This is a genomic window from Pseudomonas sp. YQ_6 (assembly GCF_043103245.1).
GTDB classification, from domain to species: domain Bacteria; phylum Pseudomonadota; class Gammaproteobacteria; order Pseudomonadales; family Pseudomonadaceae; genus Aquipseudomonas; species Aquipseudomonas alloputida.
In genome coordinates this window covers 379506-396419 of the sequence record NZ_JBICJR010000026.1, presented here as the reverse complement: position 1 = coordinate 396419, position 16914 = coordinate 379506, and the positions used below count along the sequence as shown (strand labels likewise).

Below are 16914 nucleotides of genomic sequence, written 5' to 3'. Positions count from 1 at the left end.
GAACCCAGCCCACCTCAGGAGGTCTGTGTTTGCATGTATTACGGTGAACGCTTCAACGCCTGGACCCACCTGGTCGGTGCTGTCCTCGCTGCTATTGGTGCCATCTGGCTGATTGTGGTCGCGGGCCTGCAAGGCGACCCGTGGAAGATCGTCAGCTTCTCCATCTACGGCGGCACGCTGCTGTTGCTGTACAGCATTTCCACCCTGTACCACAGCACCCGTGGGCGGGCGAAAGTGATCATGCGCAAGCTCGACCACCTGTCGATCTATCTGTTGATTGCCGGCAGCTACACGCCGTTTTGCCTGGTCAGCCTGCGCGGCCCTTGGGGATGGAGCCTGTTCGGCGTGGTCTGGGGGCTGGCGATCATCGGCATGTTGCAAGAGATCAAGCCGCGCTCCGAGGCGCGGATCCTGTCGATCATCATCTATGCGGTAATGGGCTGGATCGTTCTGGTGGCAGTCAAGCCACTGCTGAACTCGCTGGGCACTGCCGGCTTCGCCTGGCTGGCTGCCGGCGGCGTGTTCTACACCGTCGGCATCATCTTCTTCACCTTCGACAGCCGCTTCCGCCACTGGCATGGCATCTGGCACCTGTTCGTGATCGCTGGCAGCCTGATGCACTTCGTGGCGGTGTCGCTCTACGTGCGCTAGTTAAAAATCGCCCCACAACTGCTGTGCCACCGACAGCGCCACCACCGGTGCGGTCTCGGTGCGCAGCACGCGCGGGCCAAGGCGTGCTGCGTGGAAGCCGGCGGCTTTGGCCTGCTCGACCTCGGCTTCGCTCAGGCCGCCTTCGGGGCCGATCACGAAGGCCAGGGTGGCGGGCTTTTCATGGCTGGTGAGCGGCTCGGCCACCGGGTGCAGGACCAGCTTCAGGTCAGCCTTGGTGCTGCTCAACCATTCGGCCAGGGTCACGGGTGGGTGGATGACGGGCAAGGTAGAACGCCCGCATTGTTCACAGGCGCTGATCGCCACTTGGCGCCAGTGGGCCAGGCGCTTGTCGGCGCGTTCGTCTTTCAGGCGCACTTCGCAGCGTTCGCTGACGATCGGGGTGATTTCGTTGGCACCAAGCTCGGTGGCCTTCTGGATCGCCCAGTCCATGCGCTCGCCACGCGAGAGGCCCTGGCCCAGGTGCACATGCAGCGGTGAATCGGCCTGGCCGGCAAAAGCCTGGTCAAGGCTGACGCGGACAGTTTTCTTGCCCACCTCGAGCAACTGACCACGGTATTCCTGGCCGCTGCCATCGAACAGCTGCACGGCGTCGCCGGGGGCCATGCGCAGCACGCGGCCAATGTAATGGGCCTGGGCCTCGGGCAGGTCGTGCTCGCCAAGGCTCAGGGGGGCGTCGATGAAGAAGCGGGACAGTCTCATGGGTTTGCTCGGTAAATAGAGAGACGCAGATCCCCTGTGGGAGCGGGCGTGCCCGCGAATCAGGCGCCGCGGTGCCTGGCAAGGGCTTCGCCCTTGTTCGCGGGCTCGCCCGCTCCCACAGGAAAAGTGGTGTGGCGAATTGCCGGGCCTAGCCCGGGTCGCGGAAGTCGGGGTGGAAGTTGGCCGGTACTGCGACACTGACGCTGTCGCGGGTGGCGATATCGATGCCTTCGCTGGCCACTTCGGCAAGGAAGTCGATCTGCTCGGGGGTGATCACGTACGGCGGCAGGAAGTACACCACGCTGCCCAGCGGTCGCAGCAGGGCGCCGCGGGTCAGGGCGTGCTCGAACACCTTCAGGCCACGGCGCTCCTGCCAGGGGTAGGCCACCTTGCCTGCCTTGTCTTGAACCATTTCGATGGCCAGGGCCATGCCAGTCTGGCGTATTTCGGCAACATGAGCATGATCGGCCAAATGTGCAGTGGCTGTGGCCATGCGCGTGGCCAGGGCCTTGTTGGCCTCGATCACGTTGTCCTGCTCGAAGATATCCAGGGTCGCCAGCGCTGCAGCGCACGCCAGCGGGTTGCCGGTGTAGCTGTGCGAGTGCAGGAACGCGCGCAGTGTCGGGTAGTCGTCGTAGAACGCCTGGTACACCTTGTCGGTGGTCAGGCAGGCGGCCAGCGGCAGGTAGCCGCCGGTCAGGGCCTTGGACAGGCACAGGAAATCCGGGCGGATGCCGGCTTGCTCGCAGGCGAACATCGTGCCGGTGCGGCCGAAGCCTACGGCGATCTCGTCGTGGATAAGGTGCACGTCATAGCGGTCGCAGGCCTCGCGCAACAACTTGAGGTACACGGGGTGGTACATGCGCATGCCGCCGGCACCCTGGATCAGCGGCTCGACGATCACGGCGCTGATCGAGGCGTGGTGTTCGGCCAGGGTCTGCTCCATGGCCTGGAACATATTGCGCGAGTGCTCCTCCCAGCTCATGCCCTCGGGGCGCAGGTAGCAGTCAGGGCTTGGCACCTTGAGGGTGTCGAGCAGCAGCGCCTTGTAGGTCTCGGTGAACAGCGGCACATCACCCACCGACATGGCGGCAATGGTTTCGCCATGGTAGCTGTTGGTCAGGGTGACGAAGCGCTTCTTGTCCGGTTTGCCGATGTTCTGCCAGTAGTGGAAGCTCATCTTCAGCGCCACTTCGATGCACGACGAGCCATTGTCGGCATAGAACACACGGTCGAGACCGGCCGGGGTCATGGCGACCAGGCGTTCGGACAGCTCGATCACTGGCTGATGACTGAAACCGGCCAGGATCACGTGCTCGAGCTGGTCGACCTGGTCCTTGATGCGCTGGTTGATGCGCGGGTTGGCATGGCCGAACACGTTGACCCACCAGCTGCTTACCGCATCCAGGTAGCGTTTGCCCTCGAAGTCTTCCAGCCACACGCCTTCGCCGCGCTTGATCGGGATCAGCGGCAGCTGCTCGTGGTCTTTCATCTGGGTACAGGGGTGCCACAGGACCTTGAGGTCGCGTTGCATCCACTGATCATTGAGGCCCATGGGCACTTCTCCTGGCTTTGCGGCGTGGTTCGACCGCGTAAGCCTAAGCAATGCCGCAGGGCAGGACAACCGCTGCCGTTCAATGGCTGTGGGTGCCGGTCCATTCGAGCCTGCTGCCATGCACAGAGCAAAGCCCTGCAGGATGTGTTGCCGGAGTGAAGGCTCAGGCCTGAGGCTGTGCGAAGTCACCAGCCTCATGCAGAGGTCCCCTGCTACTGTGTGCCATAGCTACCGACAAAAATATGAGCTGCCAAAAGGACTTGATGTCACTGCGCTGGCAGGGTGCTCGGACCTGACGTATTCTTAACGCATCTTCCTGGGGCATTCCTGCCTCTCCCCGTTTCTGTAACCTCTGACTCGGAGTTCGCCGACATGGCTGCTGCTTGGGTGCGCCTGTGCGCGTTGGTATTGATTGGTGTGTCCAGCGGCGCTGCGCTGGCAAAAGACAAGACGCCCACGGCGATTGTCGTGGGGGGTGGCCTGGCAGGCCTGACGGCAGCCTACGAGCTGCAGAACAAAGGCTGGCAGGTGACCCTGCTGGAGGCCAAGGCGGGCATGGGCGGGCGTTCGGGCCTGGCCACCAGCGAGTGGATCGGCAACGCCAAGGCACAGCCGGTGCTCAACCAGTACCTCGACCGTTTCAAGCTTGAAACACTGCCGGCGCCCGAGTTCGTGCGAACCCCGGGTTACCTGATCGACGGCGAGTACTTCAGCGCCAGCGACCTGGCCACCAAGCAACCGGCCACTGCCGAGGCGCTCAAGCGTTACGAGAAAACCCTCGATGACCTGGCCCGTTCGATCGATGACCCGCTGAACCCGCAGGCAACCAGCACGCTGTTCGCCCTTGACCAGATCAACGTCTCCACCTGGCTGGACAAACTGCAACTGCCGGCCACCGCCCGTCAGTTGATCAATCAGCAGATCCGCACCCGCTACGATGAACCGTCCCGCCTGTCGCTGCTGTACTTCGCCCAGCAGAACCGCGTCTACCGCGGCGTCAGCGACCGCGACCTGCGCGCTGCGCGCCTGCCCGGTGGCAGCCCGGTGCTGGCCCAGGCTTTCGTCAAGCAGCTGAAAACCATCAAGACCAACTCTCCGGTTACCGCCATTGTCCAGGACAAGGATGGTGTCACGGTAAAAGTCGGCAGCCTCGGCTACAAGGCGGATTATCTGGTCATGGCCGTGCCCCTGCGCGCACTGGCCAAGATTCAGATGACCCCTGGCCTGGACAGCCAGCACCTGGCGGCGCTCAAGGGTACCAACTATGGTTGGCGCGACCAGATCATGCTCAAGTTCAAGAAACCCGTTTGGGAAAGCCGTGCACGCATGTCGGGCGAAATCTACAGTAACGCCGGCCTCGGCATGCTGTGGGTCGAGCCGGCGCTCAAGGGGGGGGCCAACGTGGTGATCAACCTGTCCGGCGATAACGCTCGCCTGCTGCAGGCCTTTGGTGAAAAGCAGATGGTCGACCAGGTGCTGATCCGTCTGCATGCGTTCTACCCCCAGGCCCGTGGTGCTTTCACCGGTTATGAGGTCAAGCGATACAGCGCGGACGCTGGCATGGGTGGTGCCTACCTGGCCTACGGCCCAGGGCAGATCAGTAAATACTGGCGCCTGTGGGAACGTCCGGTGCAGCGCATGATCTTTGCCGGTGAGCACACGGATGCCCTGTACCCGGGCACCCTGGAAGGCGCCCTGCGCAGTGGCCAGCGTGCGGCCAGCCAGGCACAGGACCTGTTGGCCGGCAAGTCGTTCGACCCGGCCAAGGCGCTGCCGGTTGCGGCGGCGGCAGGTGCGGTGGCCGCCAAGGAGAGCAAGGGCGGGTTCTTCTCCAATATGTTCGGCGGTTCGTCCGACAAGGGCGACAAAGCTGACAAAGCGCCGGCCAAAGCTGAGCCTAAGCAGGCCGAAGAGGCCAAGCAGGACAAGCCAGGCTTCTTCAAGCGCCTGTTCGGCGGGGCGCAAACGCCAGAGGCGAAGGCTGAGCCAATAGCCAAGGCTGAGGAAGTGGCGTCTGCACCTGCGCCCGCTCCACAGGCAGCTCCGGCTCCTGCAGCGCCTGCGCCTGTGGCCAAGGAAACGGCGGCCAAGCCTGCGGCAACCAAAGCCGCTCCCGCCAAGCATGCGCCCGCGCACAAGCCAGCCCACAAGCCTGCCGAGACGAAGAAGGCGACAGCCAAGACCGACCCAGCGAAGAAGGCTGTAACCACTACCCAGGCCAAGGCGGGCTGATTGATCGACAGTGCCGGCCTGATCGCAGCCTAAGGGCCGGCACTGCCAACTCTCCTACTATCGTTAATGTTTTCTTAATGGTCAGCTAAGAGAATAAATATCGGATTCCTCGATAATCCAAAGCAATTTTTTCCGCTTTTCTTCGATACGTTACGCGTTAGTCTGTGCATAGCTTTCACGGGGAAACACGCAACATGCAACTGCGCAATTCACCTTCTCGCTACGGCGTGGTCAGCATCATCCTGCATTGGGGCGTGGCGCTGGCAGTTTTCGGCCTGTTTGGCCTGGGCTTGTGGATGGTCGGCCTCGACTACTACAGCCCTTGGCGCAAAGCTGGCCCGGACCTGCACAAGAGCATCGGCCTGGTGCTGCTGGCGGTGATGCTGCTGCGGCTAGTCTGGCGTTTCATCAGCCCGCCACCATCGGCACCAACCAACCATGGTGCGGTCACACGCCTGGCGGCCAAGTTGGGCCACCTGGCCCTGTACCTTGGGCTGTTTGCGGTGATGGTTGCCGGTTACCTGATTTCCACCGCCGACGGCGTCGGCATTCCGGTGTTCGGCCTGTTCGAAGTGCCGGCACTGATCAGCGACCTGCCTGACCAGGCAGATGTGGCGGGTGTGGTTCATTTGTGGCTGGCTTGGGGGCTGGTGATTTTTGCCGTGCTGCATGCCCTTGCCGCGCTCAAGCATCATTTCATCGACCGTGACGCGACCCTGACTCGCATGCTGGGCCGCAAAGCTTGACTCTCAACCTCAATTACACAGGAAGGAACAGGATGTTGAAAAAGACTTTTGCCGCTCTGGCGCTCGGTACCGCTCTGCTCTCTGCTGGCCAGGCCATGGCTGCCGAGTACAAGATCGACAAGGAAGGCCAGCACGCGTTCGTTGACTGGAAAATCAGCCACCTGGGCTACAGCTTCATCCACGGTACTTTCAAGGATTTCGACGGCAACTTCAGCTGGGACAGTGCCAAGCCTGAAGCCAGCAAGATCAGTGTCGACTTGAAAACTGCCAGCCTGTGGTCGAACCACGCCGAGCGTGACAAGCACATCGCCAGCGCCGACTTCCTGGACGTGAAGAAGTACCCGGACGCCAAATTCGTCTCCACCAGCGTCAAGTCGACTGGCGACAAGACGGCTGATGTGACTGGCGACCTGACCATGCACGGTGTCACCAAACCGGTGACGTTCAAGGCTACCTTCAACGGTGAAGGCAAGGACCCATGGGGTGGTGAGCGCGCAGGCTTCAACGCCACCACGACGTTGAACCTGAACGACTTCGGCATCAAAGGCCCAGGCGCTACTTCGCAGACCCTGGACCTGGATATCAGTGTCGAAGGTGTGAAGCAGAAGTAATTTCTGCTAGCTGAAGACCGAGGGGGCCGCTTTGCGGCCCTATCACGACACAAGGCCGCTCCTGCAGAGATCAAGAAATTCTCTGCAGGCGCGGCCTTGTGTCGTGATAGGGCCGCGAAGCAGCCCCCTCGGTATTTCTCTCAGCCCTTGCGGGTCAGCAGCGCCGGGCGCTCACCGCGTGGGCGGCTTGGCAGGTCATCCAGTTGCTCAGGCGTCGGGAAGCGGTCCAGTTTGGACTCCTTGCGAATGATCACTGGCTGTTTTTCCGGCTGACGCGTGTTGCGCACGGCCGGCTCTTGCCGGGCAGCATCGTCACGCGCAGGGCGACCACGGCCACCGCCGCCATCACGACGGGCACCGCCACCGTTGTTGGCGCGGGGCGGGCGTTTTTCTCCGGCACCACTGCGTGGCTGGCCGCCATTGCGGGCTTGGCCCTGGCCGCCAGCGTTGCTGCGTTGGCTATTGCCTTGCCCCTGACCTTGGCCAGCACCACCCGGGCGGCGGTTGCGGCCCTGGTTCTTGCCCTGGTACGGGCTGACATAGTCGGCGCGGTTACCGAAGTTATCGAGCTCGTCGTCCAGGAATTCTTCCGGGTCGCGGTCTGCCGGCGGCTTCGGAACGCTGTTACTGCTGGCTTGCTGCGGGCGTGGCTTCTTGTCACGCGGCTTGCGCGGTTGCTGCTTGTCGCCGCTCTTTTCCTTGTCGTCCGGCTTGGCCGCAGCTTGCTGCCTGGCTTTGCCTTTGTCCTTGCCTTTGTCCTTGCGGCCGCCGTTGCTGTCTTTACCACCTTCGCCACGGGCTTGCTGGTTGCGGCCGCCGCGGCCGTTGTTCTGCGGGCGCTCGCGTGCTTCGGGCTTCTCGGCTTCTACCTGGCTGGCGTCGAAGCCCATCAGGTCGCCATCCGCGATGCGCTGCTTGGTCACCCGCTCGATGCTCTTGAGCAGCTTCTCTTCATCTGGCGCGACCAGGGAAATTGCTTCGCCCGAACGACCGGCACGGCCGGTACGGCCAATGCGGTGGACGTAGTCCTCCTCGACATTCGGCAGCTCGAAGTTGACAACGTGGGGCAACTGGTCGATGTCCAGGCCGCGGGCAGCGATGTCGGTGGCGACCAGTACGCGCACGCTGTTGGCCTTGAAGTCGGCCAAAGCCTTGGTGCGGGCGTTCTGGCTCTTGTTGCCGTGGATCGCGGCGGCGGTCAGGCCTTGCTTTTCCAGGTACTCGGCCAGGCGGTTGGCGCCATGCTTGGTTCGGGTGAACACCAACACCTGTTCCCAGGCGCCCAAGGTGATCAAGTGCGCCAGCAAGGCACGCTTGTGGCTGGCAGGCAGGCGATACACCCGCTGCTCGATACGCTCGACGGTGGTGTTCGGCGGGGTGACCTCGATACGCTCCGGGTTGTGCAGGAGCTTGTCGGCGAGGTCGGTGATGTCCTTGGAGAAGGTGGCCGAGAAGAGCAGGTTCTGGCGCTTGGCCGGCAGGCGGGCGAGGACCTTCTTGACGTCGTGGATGAAGCCCATGTCGAGCATGCGATCGGCTTCATCAAGTACAAGGATTTCCACGTGGGCCAGGTCGACCTTGCCTTGACCGGCCAGGTCGAGCAGGCGGCCTGGGCAGGCGACCAGCACATCAACGCCTTTGGCAATGGCCTGGATCTGCGGGTTCATGCCAACGCCGCCGAAGATGCAGGCGCTGACCAGTGGCAGGTCACGGGCATAGACCTTGAAACTGTCATGCACCTGGGCTGCCAGTTCGCGGGTCGGTGTCAGGACCAGCACGCGAGGCTGGCGTGGGCCGTGGCGCTGCGATTTGTCGGGATGGCCGGCCGGGAACAGGCGCTCGAGAATCGGCAGGGCGAAGCCGCCGGTTTTACCCGTACCTGTCTGTGCGGCAACCATCAGGTCGCGGCCTTGCAACACGGCGGGAATAGCCCGCTGTTGCACGGGGGTCGGCTGGGTGTAGCCCGCAGCCTCGATAGCGCGGACAAGAGCCTCGGAGAGACCGAGGGAAGCAAAGGACATGGGCGATCCTGTTCTCGTGTGGGCTGGGCCCGTTGGGATGTTCTGCCTGGCGCGACGGGCATCGGTGAAATGCGATCGCGTCCGGTCCAGCTGGGCTTTCACTGCACATCCGGGAAACGGAGGCTGGACGCGAAGGGGCGTCGGTACCGATCGGGATGCCTGTTGCGAGGCCGAGCGTCCGGGCGTGAGCCGGGCGGGAAGGCCCGAGTATAACAGAGCTATCGCGCTGTGCTGCTTTCCTGCTGCTCAACGGCGTTGAGAATGTTTCCAGTGTCGCTTGTATAGCGGTTGCTGATCGCTGCATAGGCCGGTTCCTGCTTGAACCGCTGCAGCTCTTCAGCAAAGGCCACGGCCAGTGCCTCGCGTCCAGGCTTGCGCACCAGGCCCAAATACTGCGCCTGGCGGCTGACTACCAGCGGCAGTTCTTCGACTTGCTGTTGCAGGCCGAGCTGGCGGAGCAGGTAATGCCCGACCCTGCGGTCGGTGATCGTCAGGTCGATACGGCCCAGCACCAGCTTGCCGAAGTTGGCTTCGTGGGTGGGTGCGGCTTCGCGCTTGAAGTGCGGGGCCTCGGTGAACTCTTTACCGTAGGCGTAGCCTGGCGATGTGCCGACGGTGAGGCCGGCGAGGTCGTCCAGGTGGGTGACGGCATGGCGGCGCGTGCGGCTTTGGAACAGGACGAATTCGACCTCCGACATGGGTTCGGAGCCGTACACCATGTAGGGTTGGCGCGCATCCGTCTGGAAGATGTCGAGAATGCCATCGGCCAGGCCCTGCTCAGCCATCGCCAAGCAGCGCTTCCAAGGCAGGAATTGCCACTCCACCTCGACGCCGAGGCGTGCGAAGACCTGGCTGGCGACTTCGTAGTCGATGCCGCGCGGTTGGCCGTTGTGCTGAAACACATAAGGTGCCCAGTCGTCGGTTACCAGGCGCAAGCGTTCGCCCAGAGCCAACGGGCTCAGGCAAACGAGCAGGAGGATCCAGAATAGACGGGCGATATGTGGCATGGCCGGAGATTACGCGCTCGGCCGGTGTACGGTAAAGGCATGCACGATCGATGTGGGAGCGGGCGTGCCCGCGAACACCGGCGAAGCCGGTGCCAACGATCGGGTTGCTCTCTTCGCGGGCACGCCCGCTCCCACAAGACCGCGCAAGGCAATGAGTTTTGCGGGCACATCAGGCTTGAGTGGTTCGCAGCAGATGCGCCTCGATATCCTTGCGCCGCTCGCCCAGCGATAGCCGTAGCCCCGGATGGCGCAGGCACTGACGCAGCCGCTCGGGCTCCACGTGGCCGTAGCGGTCATTGAGGTTTTCCAGGGCCTTGTCCCACCAGGCGGACGCACAGGCGCGATCGAACTCATTGGGGTAGGGGTAGCAGCCATAGAGCAATTCGCGGGCGAACTGGCGCTCGTGGCTTGGCAGGGTCAGGCTCAACGCCTTGTAACCCAGGCGGTGCAGGGTGGGTGGCCGCGGCAGTTGGTCGTTGACCCGCGCAACGTCGGCCAGGGCCGAGGGGCTGAGTGGGTCGTGGTCATGCTTGCGCAGCCAGGCCTGGATCTTGGCGCGGAACTGCGCCTTCCGGCTCCAGTAGTGATGGATGACATCGGTACACTCGGCCAGCTCCAGGTTGCGGTAGGCCGCTACTGCCAGGCAGAACTCCTCAAGGGTATAGGCCTCTCGAGCCAAGGGGTAGAATTCGTCCATCATGGCGATGGAGCGGTCCAGGGTGTCGGAGTTCTCGGCAGTGAGGCCGATAACGCCGGAATTGACGAGTGGCATCTGGCAGTCGGCCAGTCCCCGGGACTCGAGAATGGCCAGCAGGTTCTTGTACAACAGGCACTTCTGGTCAGCGCCGTAGCGCGTGCCGATGGCGTTGCACAGCAGGCGGTTGGGCGCCACACGGGCGAACAGATGCAACGGCGAAGTGCGGAAGAAGGTGTCGGTGTCGATCAGCACTGCAAGCGGGTGTTGCTGCAGTACCTGGCGCAACAGCACATGCTTGCTGCGAAAGTGATAACCGTGCGGGGCATTCCATGCCTGGCGCGTGGCCTCGTCCAGCAGGTGGACGGTGACGGGCAGCCTGGCGTAGGGCTGCGCATTGTCGGTGTAGACCTGGATGTCCATGGCCTCGCCGGCTGCGCTGCCTAGCTGGGCGAGGGCGCTGACGATGCTGAAGCAGGCTTCCTGATGGTAGGTTGCCGGGCCAAAAGCCAGGTATACAAGCTGTGGGCGCGAAGGTTGGGTGTGCTGCATGGCAGGCAAGACCTGTTTAACCCGAAAATGAATAAGGCTTTAGTCTATGACCAAAGCCTTAATCATTTCTTAAGCAGACTTTGCCAAAAGATTTCAGCGCGGCAGCTTCAGGTTGTTCCAGATCGCCAGGCTCGGTTCGGCCTGGTTCAAGGTATAGAAGTGGAGCCCCGGCGCGCCGCCTTGCAGCAGCTGTTCGCACATGTGGGTAATCACTTCTTCGCCGAAGGCCTGGATGCTGGCAGTGTCGTCGGCATAGGCTTCCAGCTGCTTGCGGATCCAGCGCGGGATCTCGGCGCCACAGGCATCGGAGAAGCGGGCCAGCTTGCTGTAGTTGGTGATCGGCATGATGCCCGGTACCACCGGAATGTCTACGCCCAGCTTCTGTGCACGCTCGACGAAATAGAAGTAGCTGTCGGCGTTGAAGAAGTACTGGGTGATGGCGCTGTCGGCACCGGCCTTGACCTTGTGCACAAAGTTGGCCAGATCCGCCTCGAAGTTGCGCGCCTGCGGGTGCATTTCCGGGTAGGCAGCCACTTCCAGGTGGAAGTGATCAGCGGTTTCCTGGCGGATGAACTCGACCAGGTCACTGGCATAGCGCAGTTCACCACTGGCCATGCCCATGCCCGACGGCAGGTCACCACGCAAAGCGACAATGCGTTTGATGCCGGCGGCCTTGTACTCGGCCAGCAGGGAGCGCAATTCGGCCTTGGTGTCGCCCACGCACGACAGGTGCGGCGCGGCAGGTATCTTCACTTCGCTTTCCAGCTGCAGCACGGTATTGAGCGTGCGGTCGCGGGTCGAGCCACCGGCACCGTAGGTGCAGGAGAAGAAGTCCGGGTTATAGGTGGCCAGCTGGCGGGCGACGCCCATCAGCTTTTCGTGACCGGCATCGGTCTTGGTCGGGAAGAACTCGAAACTGTAGCGGCGTTCTTGTGACATCAGGCGTTCCTCTGGCAACAAGCGTCTGGCGGCAAGCTGCAAGTAAAAGCCAGATCGGTGATGGCCGGTCTGGCTTGGGCGTCGTTCAAGATCTGTGTTTCCGGAGCTGCAAGTGGCAACGGCACGTCGCCGCTTGCAGCTTCAAGCTTGCCGCTTAGTAGCGGTAGGCGTGCGGCTTGAACGGGCCTTCGACGGTCACGCCGATGTAGTCGGCTTGCTGCTTGGTCAGCTGGGTGACCACGCCGCCGAAGCCGCGGACCATTTCCAGGGCCACTTCTTCGTCGAGTTTCTTCGGCAGCACTTCAACGGTCAGGCGCTCGGCTTTCTTTTCGGCCGGCAGGTCAGCGAACTTCTGCTCGAACAGGAAGATCTGTGCCAGAACCTGGTTGGCGAACGAGCCGTCCATGATGCGGCTTGGGTGGCCAGTGGCGTTGCCCAGGTTGACCAGGCGGCCTTCGGCCAGCAGGATCAGGTAGTCGTCGTTCTGCGGGTCGAAGCTGCCAGCGCCGGTACGGTGGATCTTGTGAACCTGCGGCTTGACCTCTTCCCAGGCCCAGTTCTTGCGCATGAAGGCGGTGTCGATCTCGTTGTCGAAGTGGCCGATGTTGCAGACTACGGCACGCTTTTTCAGGGCCTTGAGCATGTTGGCGTCGCAGACGTTGACGTTACCGGTGGTGGTCACGATCAGGTCGATCTTGCCCAGCAGGGCCTTGTCGATGCTGGCTTCGGTGCCGTCGTTGATACCGTCGATGAACGGCGAGACCAGCTCGAAGCCGTCCATGCAGGCCTGCATGGCGCAGATTGGGTCAACTTCGGAAACCTTGACGATCATGCCTTCCTGACGCAGGGACTGGGCCGAGCCCTTGCCCACGTCACCGTAGCCGATCACCAGGGCCTGCTTGCCCGACAGCAGGTGGTCGGTACCACGCTTGATGGCATCGTTCAGGCTGTGACGGCAGCCGTACTTGTTGTCGTTCTTGCTCTTGGTGACCGAGTCGTTGACGTTGATCGCCGGGACTTTCAGCTCGCCCTTGGCCAGCATGTCCAGCAGGCGGTGTACGCCGGTGGTGGTCTCTTCGGTCACGCCGTGCACGCGGTCCAGTACCTGCGGGTACTTCTTGTGCAGCAGTTCGGTCAGGTCACCACCGTCGTCGAGGATCATGTTGGCGTCCCATGGCTGGCCATCTTTCAGGATGGTCTGCTCCAGGCACCACTCGTACTCTTCTTCGGTTTCACCTTTCCAGGCGAACACCGGGATACCGGCGGCGGCGATCGAAGCGGCGGCCTGGTCTTGAGTCGAGAAAATGTTGCAGGACGACCAGCGCACTTCGGCACCCAGGGCAACCAGGGTTTCGATCAGCACGGCGGTCTGGATGGTCATGTGGATGCAGCCCAGGATCTTCGCACCCTTGAGCGGTTGCTCGGCCAGGTACTTGCGACGCAGGCCCATCAGCGCAGGCATTTCCGATTCGGCAATGATGGTTTCGCGACGGCCCCAGGCGGCCAGGGAGATGTCGGCGACTTTGTAATCGGTAAAACCAGCAGGCATGTTTGCAGCGCTCATGAGAGCCTCCATTCGTAATGTGCGAATGGGCGCCGTTGTGCGTTAAGCGCTCGCGGGAGCGAGCAACGCCCCATCCGAGCCTGACAGGCCTAGCCTGCTGCAGCGCCCCTCGGACAGGTGGCGGGCATGGCACCGCTGTGGGCAACCATGTAAAACGGCGCAGATTATAGCTGCCCCCGCCGGCTTGCCCAAGGTTTTCCGTCGATTAATCGCGACGATAGTCGATGTTCAATGGAGCGAAGGCAGCCGCTCTGCCATCATTGCTACACGTTAGCCAAGCAGGTCAGGAGTACAGATGAACTTTCACACCCGCAAGTGGGTTAAACCTGAAGATCTCAACCCCAATGGCACCCTGTTCGGTGGCAGCCTGTTGCGCTGGATCGATGAAGAGGCGGCGATCTACGCCATCGTCCAGTTGGGCAACCAGCGTGTGGTGACCAAGTACATGTCGGAAATCAACTTCGTCAGTGCTTCGCGTCAGGGTGACATCATCGAGCTGGGCATCACCGCTACCGCGTTCGGCCGCACCTCGATCACCCTCAAGTGCGAAGTGCGTAACAAGATCACCCGCAAGAGCATTCTGACTGTCGACAAGATGGTGTTCGTCAACCTGGGTGAGGATGGCTTGCCGGCAGCCCATGGGCGCACCGAGATCAAGTACGTGCAGGACCAGTTCCCGGATTCGGCAGTCGAATAGGCCCTGGTTGCCAGTGTCGGCCTCTTCGCGGGTGAACCCGCTCCTACAGGGGGACGCGAACCTGTAGGAGCGGGTTTACCCGCGAATGGGCCGCAAAGCGGCCCCGGCATTCTCAAGGCTGGGCGCTGACCTTGCGCACCACCCGCCCAATGCTCAACCCCTGCACCAGAATCGACGACAACACCACGATGTAGGTGATCGACAGCAGCAGGTCCCGTTCATCGCCCAGTGGTAGCGACAGCGCAAGTGCCACCGACACGCCACCGCGCAGGCCACCCCAGGTCAGCACCCGCACCGTGCCTTTGGGCACCGGGCGCCAGCGCCGCAGCAGCACGATCGCCGGGGCCACCGTCAGCAGGCGCGACAGCAGCACTGCCAGCGCCAGCACGCCGCCGGCCGCCAGGTGCATCCAGTTGAACGGCAGCAGCAACAGCTCCAGGCCGATCAATGCGAACAGCAGCGCATTGAGCATGTCGTCGATCAGCTCCCAGAAACCGTCCATGTAACGGCGGGTCATGTCATTCATCGCCAGGTTGCGCCCCAGGTTGCCGATGATCAGGCCTGCCACCACCATGGCGATCGGTGCCGACACATGCAGCTCGTAGCACATCGCCGAACCACCGATTACCAGCGCCAGGGTCAGCATGACTTCCACCTGGTACTGCTCGACGCTCTTGATCATGCGGTAGGTGGCGTAGCCGATCAGGCCACCGAACACCACACCGCCAATGGCCTCGCGGGCGAACAGGATCGCCGTGTCGGTCATGCTCGGTGTTTCACCCAACTGGATGATGCCCAGCAACACGGTGAATACCACAACTGCCGTGCCGTCGTTGAACAGTGACTCGCCGACGATGGTGGTTTTAAGCGGTTTGGACGCATTGGCAGTACGCAGCGCGCCAAGCACGGCAATCGGGTCGGTCGGTGAGATCAGTGCACCGAACAGCAGGCAGTAGATCAGGGGGACCTGCCAGCCGAACAGGGCAAACACCCAATGCGCCAGGTAGCCGATGACCATTGTGGCAATCAGCACGCCCAAGGTGGCCAGCAGGCCGATCGGCCAGCGGTAGCTGCGCAGGTCGCTGAGGTTGACGTGCAGAGCGCCGGCAAACAACAGAAACGCCAGCATCCAGTGCATGAGCAGATCGTTGAAGTCGATCTGGTTCATCAGCCCTTCGACGCGCTCTTCCAGGCCAGGGAAGCCGATAAGGCTCAGGCCTTGCAATATCAGGGAAAACAACAGCGCCGTAACCATCACGCCGATGGCGGGGGGCAGGCCGATGAAACGGTAGTTCACATAGGTCAGAAGTGTGGTGAGGCAGATAAACGCGGCAACTAATTCAAGCATCCCGAATCCTGTAACAGTGGCTTCCAAGTCGTTACCCGAGTGACTCGGGCAGTTCTTTGATGACCTGGCACGGGGTTCGGGGCACAGGGTTTGACCGAATTAGTCCAAATCGTTCCCGTGACAGTCTGCACTGGTTACCCTGTGGGAGCGGGCGTGCCCGCGAACACCGGCAAAGCCGGTGCCATACACCGAGTTGCATTCTTCGCGGGCATGCCCGCTCCCACAAAGCCCCCCTGAACGCTATATATTCACAGCCATGAAAAGCCATAAGGACAAGAAGGCGTGTTGGCAACATCTCTGGTGCTGGTTGCCGCCCTGCTGCATGCAACCTGGAATACCCTGATCAAATTCAGTGGCGAGCGCTTGCTGGTCATTGCCAGCATGGACACGGTAGCGCTGGCCTTCGCGGTGCTGGCGGTGCCCTTCGTGGATATTCCGCCTGCTGAAATCTGGCCCTGGTTGGTAGCTTCGGCACTGGCTGAGCAGTTGTACCGTTATCTGCTGATCCAGGCCTACCGCGTGGGCGATCTGGGGCTGGTCTATCCTCTGATGCGCGGGCTGTCACCGCTGGTGGTGCTGGGGCTGACCCTGGCCTTTGCCGGGGAGTCGCTGAGCCAGCAGCAGATCATCGGTATCCTGTTGATCCCCTGTGGCATGGCCTGCCTGTTGTGGCAGGGCGGCGGCGGTGACCGGCTACCATGGTCGATGCTGCCGGTAGTTGCCTTGATTGGCCTGTGCATTGGTTGCTACACCTGGTTCGACGGCCAGGCCGTGCGCCTGTGGGGCAAGCCGTGGGATTACCTGGTCTGGCTGACCCTGCTCAGCGCCTGGCAATTCCCGTTGTTGGCGGGCGTAGCGCGGCGGGCGCCATTCGTACTGTTCTGGCGAAGCCAGTGGCGCCTTGGGTTGGCGGTAGGGTTCTGCGTATTGTTCAGCTATGCCCTGGTGCTGTGGGCCATGCACCTGGGGTCTGTGGCCGAAGCGGCGGCACTGCGGGAGTTGAGCGTGATCCTGGTGGTGGTGCTGGGTATGCGCTACCTCAAAGAACCTTTTGGCGGGCCGAGACTCCTAGCTTGCGGGCTGGTGTTGGCCGGCATGCTGGTAATGAAGCTTTGACCTGAAGACTGAACAAGGAGTCCTGTCCATGACTGTTGCCCTGTGGTGCATCCTGATTGCGCTGCTGTTGAACCCGCTTTGTGCCTTGATCGCCAAGGCGAGCAGTGGCCGCTTCGGCCTCAAGGACAATCACGATCCGCGAGCCTTCCTCGATACCTTGTCGGGCCTGCCGCGGCGTGCTCATGCTGCGCAGCAGAATGGCTACGAAGCGTTTCCGGCATTTGCTGCGGCGGTGCTTGTGGCGGATATCGTCGGCAATGCCGAGCAGGTGACCCAGGATGTGCTGGGGGTGATGTATATCACCAGCCGCTTGCTTTACATCATCTGCTACCTGGCCGACTGGGCTGCCTTGCGGTCGCTGGTGTGGTTTGCCAGCCTGGCACTGATCGTGTCGTTCTTCGTGGTTTCCATCTGAAACCGGCTGGCCATCTTCGCGGGCAGCCCCCGCGAGGATGGCCACA

Annotated in this window: 15 protein-coding genes and 1 riboswitch; of the genes, 7 read left to right on the top strand and 8 right to left on the bottom strand. The window is 62.3% G+C overall.

Annotated elements, in window-relative coordinates; genetic code table 11:
* Positions 1-33: 33 nt before the first annotated feature.
* Positions 34-651 carry a hemolysin III family protein gene (locus tag ACF8FG_RS08040; RefSeq protein ID WP_318077982.1) on the top strand — a complete coding sequence of 206 codons (618 nt, stop codon included), beginning with the start codon at positions 34-36 and terminating at the stop codon, positions 649-651.
* Here ACF8FG_RS08040 and ACF8FG_RS08035 read toward each other — a convergent pair whose 3' ends face one another.
* Both ACF8FG_RS08035 and ACF8FG_RS08030 read right to left on the bottom strand, forming a co-directional pair.
* Positions 652-1371 (bottom strand): 16S rRNA (uracil(1498)-N(3))-methyltransferase, encoded by a 720-nt coding sequence (locus ACF8FG_RS08035; protein ID WP_019436737.1) that lies wholly within the window; start codon positions 1369-1371, stop codon positions 652-654. It lies immediately after the preceding gene.
* A 148-nt stretch (positions 1372-1519) separates the two neighbouring features.
* Entirely contained in the window at positions 1520-2926 is a 1407-nt protein-coding gene (locus tag ACF8FG_RS08030) for an adenosylmethionine--8-amino-7-oxononanoate transaminase (RefSeq protein WP_003249342.1), read from the bottom strand.
* A 372-nt stretch (positions 2927-3298) separates the two neighbouring features.
* Between ACF8FG_RS08030 and ACF8FG_RS08025 the strand changes: the two genes are divergently transcribed.
* The 3 genes from ACF8FG_RS08025 (at position 3299) to ACF8FG_RS08015 (ending at position 6515) form a co-directional block, all read left to right on the top strand.
* Positions 3299-5158 carry a flavin monoamine oxidase family protein gene (locus ACF8FG_RS08025; RefSeq protein ID WP_014592652.1) on the top strand — a complete coding sequence of 620 codons (1860 nt, stop codon included), beginning with the start codon at positions 3299-3301 and terminating at the stop codon, positions 5156-5158.
* Between the two features lie 194 nt (positions 5159-5352).
* Entirely contained in the window at positions 5353-5904 is a 552-nt protein-coding gene (locus ACF8FG_RS08020; protein ID WP_014592651.1) for a cytochrome b, read from the top strand.
* Between the two features lie 32 nt (positions 5905-5936).
* Positions 5937-6515 carry a YceI family protein gene (locus tag ACF8FG_RS08015; protein ID WP_003249350.1) on the top strand — a complete coding sequence of 193 codons (579 nt, stop codon included), beginning with the start codon at positions 5937-5939 and terminating at the stop codon, positions 6513-6515.
* A 140-nt stretch (positions 6516-6655) separates the two neighbouring features.
* On the opposite strand, the gene ACF8FG_RS08010 is transcribed toward ACF8FG_RS08015, so the two are convergent.
* The 5 genes from ACF8FG_RS08010 to ahcY form a co-directional block, all read right to left on the bottom strand.
* On the bottom strand, positions 6656-8536 hold the full coding sequence (locus ACF8FG_RS08010) for a DEAD/DEAH box helicase (protein WP_070384423.1): 1881 nt from the start codon (positions 8534-8536) through the stop codon (positions 6656-6658).
* A 218-nt stretch (positions 8537-8754) separates the two neighbouring features.
* Complete coding sequence (locus tag ACF8FG_RS08005; RefSeq protein WP_041167103.1) at positions 8755-9543, bottom strand: ABC transporter substrate-binding protein; 789 nt, start codon at positions 9541-9543, stop codon at positions 8755-8757.
* Between the two features lie 169 nt (positions 9544-9712).
* Complete coding sequence (locus tag ACF8FG_RS08000; RefSeq protein ID WP_019436744.1) at positions 9713-10789, bottom strand: hypothetical protein; 1077 nt, start codon at positions 10787-10789, stop codon at positions 9713-9715.
* Between the two features lie 93 nt (positions 10790-10882).
* Positions 10883-11728, bottom strand: coding sequence for a methylenetetrahydrofolate reductase [NAD(P)H] (gene metF / locus ACF8FG_RS07995; protein WP_014592647.1), 846 nt, complete (start codon positions 11726-11728; stop codon positions 10883-10885).
* Between the two features lie 154 nt (positions 11729-11882).
* The gene (gene ahcY, locus ACF8FG_RS07990) at positions 11883-13292 is read right to left on the bottom strand and encodes an adenosylhomocysteinase (RefSeq protein ID WP_014592646.1); all 1410 of its coding nucleotides are present in this window, start codon (positions 13290-13292) and stop codon (positions 11883-11885) included.
* Between the two features lie 20 nt (positions 13293-13312).
* Positions 13313-13409: riboswitch (S-adenosyl-L-homocysteine riboswitch) on the bottom strand.
* A 178-nt stretch (positions 13410-13587) separates the two neighbouring features.
* Here ahcY and ACF8FG_RS07985 point away from each other — a divergent pair.
* Positions 13588-13989 carry an acyl-CoA thioesterase gene (locus ACF8FG_RS07985; protein ID WP_003249362.1) on the top strand — a complete coding sequence of 134 codons (402 nt, stop codon included), beginning with the start codon at positions 13588-13590 and terminating at the stop codon, positions 13987-13989.
* A 112-nt stretch (positions 13990-14101) separates the two neighbouring features.
* Here the strand turns inward: ACF8FG_RS07985 and ACF8FG_RS07980 are convergent, their stop codons facing one another.
* On the bottom strand, positions 14102-15337 hold the full coding sequence (locus ACF8FG_RS07980) for a sodium:proton antiporter (RefSeq protein WP_014592645.1): 1236 nt from the start codon (positions 15335-15337) through the stop codon (positions 14102-14104).
* Positions 15338-15619: 282 nt separating this feature from the next.
* Here ACF8FG_RS07980 and ACF8FG_RS07975 point away from each other — a divergent pair, with 282 nt between their 5' ends.
* Positions 15620-16453: an EamA family transporter gene (locus ACF8FG_RS07975; protein WP_076402332.1), complete on the top strand. Its 834-nt coding sequence runs from the start codon at positions 15620-15622 to the stop codon at positions 16451-16453.
* A 28-nt stretch (positions 16454-16481) separates the two neighbouring features.
* Positions 16482-16868 carry an MAPEG family protein gene (locus ACF8FG_RS07970; protein WP_010955544.1) on the top strand — a complete coding sequence of 129 codons (387 nt, stop codon included), beginning with the start codon at positions 16482-16484 and terminating at the stop codon, positions 16866-16868.
* Positions 16869-16914 lie beyond the last annotated feature (46 nt).